The 2,395-nt window shown below is 75.7% G+C and carries 1 protein-coding gene and 1 pseudogene; one reads left to right on the forward strand and one right to left on the reverse strand.

What is annotated here, in order from left to right; genetic code table 11:
- Positions 1-1,091, reverse strand: a 1,091-nt coding sequence (gene radA / locus ACWEN3_RS45375; RefSeq protein ID WP_452984164.1) for a DNA repair protein RadA, incomplete at its 3' end; no start/stop codon positions are given.
- Positions 1,092-1,288: 197 nt separating this feature from the next.
- On the opposite strand from radA, the pseudogene ACWEN3_RS45380 reads away from it, so the two are divergent.
- Positions 1,289-2,314, forward strand: a pseudogene (locus ACWEN3_RS45380) (RNA polymerase sigma factor); the annotation flags it as partial.
- Between the last annotated feature and the right edge of the window lie 81 nt (positions 2,315-2,395).

Consider the following 2,395-nt stretch of genomic DNA (forward strand, 5'->3'; position numbering starts at 1 on the left):
ACGCCGCCGACCGTCGCCGAGTAGATGTCCCGCTTGCCGAGCGCGCTGATCCTGCCACGCTGCTCCAGGACGGCCAGCATCATCGACACCCGGGAGGTCTCCAGGCCGGACGTCGTGCGCCGCGGGGAGGGGATCTGGGAGTCGACGGTCAGCGCCTGCACCTCGGCGACCAGCGGGCGGCGGCCCTCCAGGGTGACGGTGAGGCAGGTGCCGGGCACCGGCTCGGCGCGCCGGGTCAGGAAGAGGCCGCTGGGGTCGGCGAGGCCGGTGATGCCCTCGTCGTGCAGCTCGAAGCAGCCGACCTCGTCCGTCGCGCCGTAGCGGTTCTTCACGCCGCGCACCAGGCGCAGGCGCGCGTGCCGGTCGCCCTCGAAGTGCAGCACGACGTCCACCAGGTGCTCCAGGAGGCGGGGGCCCGCGATCGCGCCGTCCTTGGTGACATGGCCCACCAGCAGCGTGGACATGCCCCGCTCCTTGGACGCCCGGATCAGCGCCCCGGCGACCTCCCGGACCTGGGCCATCCCGCCGGGGGCGCCCTCGATCTCCGGGGAGGCCACCGTCTGCACCGAGTCGAGGACCAGCAGGGACGGCTTGACCTCGTCCAAATGGCCGAGGACGGCGGACAGATCGGTCTCGGCGGCCAGGTACAGGTGGTCGTCGAGCGCGCCGATGCGGTCGGCGCGCAGCCGCACCTGGCTCGCCGACTCCTCGCCCGTCACATAGAGAGTGGGGTGCTCCTCGCTCGCCGACTTGGCCGCCACGTCCAGCAGCAGGGTGGACTTGCCGACGCCCGGCTCGCCCGCGAGCAGCGCCACCGCGCCCGGCACGAGGCCGCCGCCGAGCACCCGGTCCAGCTCGGGCACGCCGGTGGAGCGGGCGGTGGCCTGCCGGCCGTCGACCTGGCCGATGGGCAGCGCGGAGGTGATGACCCGGCCCGGTGCCGTGGTCCGCACCGCGGGCGCGCCGTACTCCTCGACCGTGCCCCAGGCCTGGCACTCGGGGCAGCGGCCGAGCCACTTGGCCGTCTGCCAGCCGCACTCCGTGCAGCGGTAGGACGGGCGGTCCTTGGTGGTCTTGGTACGGGCAGCCATGCGGAAACCGTAGCCCGAGGCACTGACAACGCAGGCGCGGGCCGCCCGTGGGCGGACCGGTATCGGCCACCCCTCGTCAGGATCCGGCCGCCGGATGGCGGCTTCGGGTCCCCTTATGAGGGATCGTTTCACCCGTACGGATTAAATGTGCTCAAGGTTCCATAAGGGCCACTCCGCCGCCGCCTACGGTCGCACGGGTGATGAGCACCAGTCCGGAGACCACCACCCGCCCCCCCGGCGCGCACCGGGCGCACCGCGAGGCGCGCGACCGGGCCGCCGCGCGCACCCTGGCGAAGCGGCCGCCGGCGCGATACGAGCCGTACCTGGACGGTCTGTTCACCTACTGCCTGTCCGTGCTGTGCGACCACGACGCGGCCACCGCCGCCGTCGGCGACGTCCTCGCGCTGGCCGAGCGGCGCGGGCACCGCGTCCCGGAGGCCGCCGACGACCGCCGGGCGTGGCTGTACGCGCTGGCCCGCTGGGCGTGTCTGCGCAAGCTGGCCGAGGCCAAGCAGAAACGTCAGGCCACCCACGCGGCAGGGCGTACCGGAGCCGGCGGGGAGGCCCCCGAACCGCCCGTCGCCCCGGAGGTCCAGGAGCGGCGGCGCCGTGAACTCGCGCTGCTGGCCTGGCCGGAGGCGGCCGGCACCACCCCCGAGCAGCGCGAGGCCCTGGAACTCGCCGTCCGCCACCATCTGGCCGCCCAGGAGGTCGCCGCCGTCCTCGGCATGGCGCCGGCCGCCGCCCGCGAGCTGCTCGCCGCGGCCGCCTGCGAGGTCGAGCGCACCCGCGCCGCCCTCGCCGTGATCGAGACCGGCGGCTGCCCGAGCGTGGCCCACCTCACGGGCGACAGCCGGATGGTCCTCAGCACGACCCTGCGCCGCGAGCTGGTCCGGCACGTCGACGACTGCCCCCGCTGCCGCCGCACCGCCGAGCGCGCCGTCCCCGGCCGCTGGCCCGGCGCCACGGTCACCCCCGCCGAGCTGCCCGTCCTGGAGGCCCCCCGCGCGGCCCTGCACACGGCCCTCACGCACCACCCGCGCGCGCGTGGCGCGGCCGCACCCCGCTTCGACCGGCGCGGCTTCCCGATGGACCCCAAGGACCGCGCGGCCCGCCGCGACCGCCTTCGCGCGCGTGCCGTCACCACGACGGTCGTCGCCACGGTCGTGGCCGCCCCCGTACTGGCCCTCTGGGCCGCCTACCGGGGCGGGCCCATGGGCGAGGCGACGTCGATCGAGCTGCGGGAGAAGTACGGGGTGTGAAGCCCCGGGAGACGAGCATGCGCCAGGTGCTCGAGGACGGGC

This window comes from Streptomyces sp. NPDC004561, assembly GCF_053602155.1.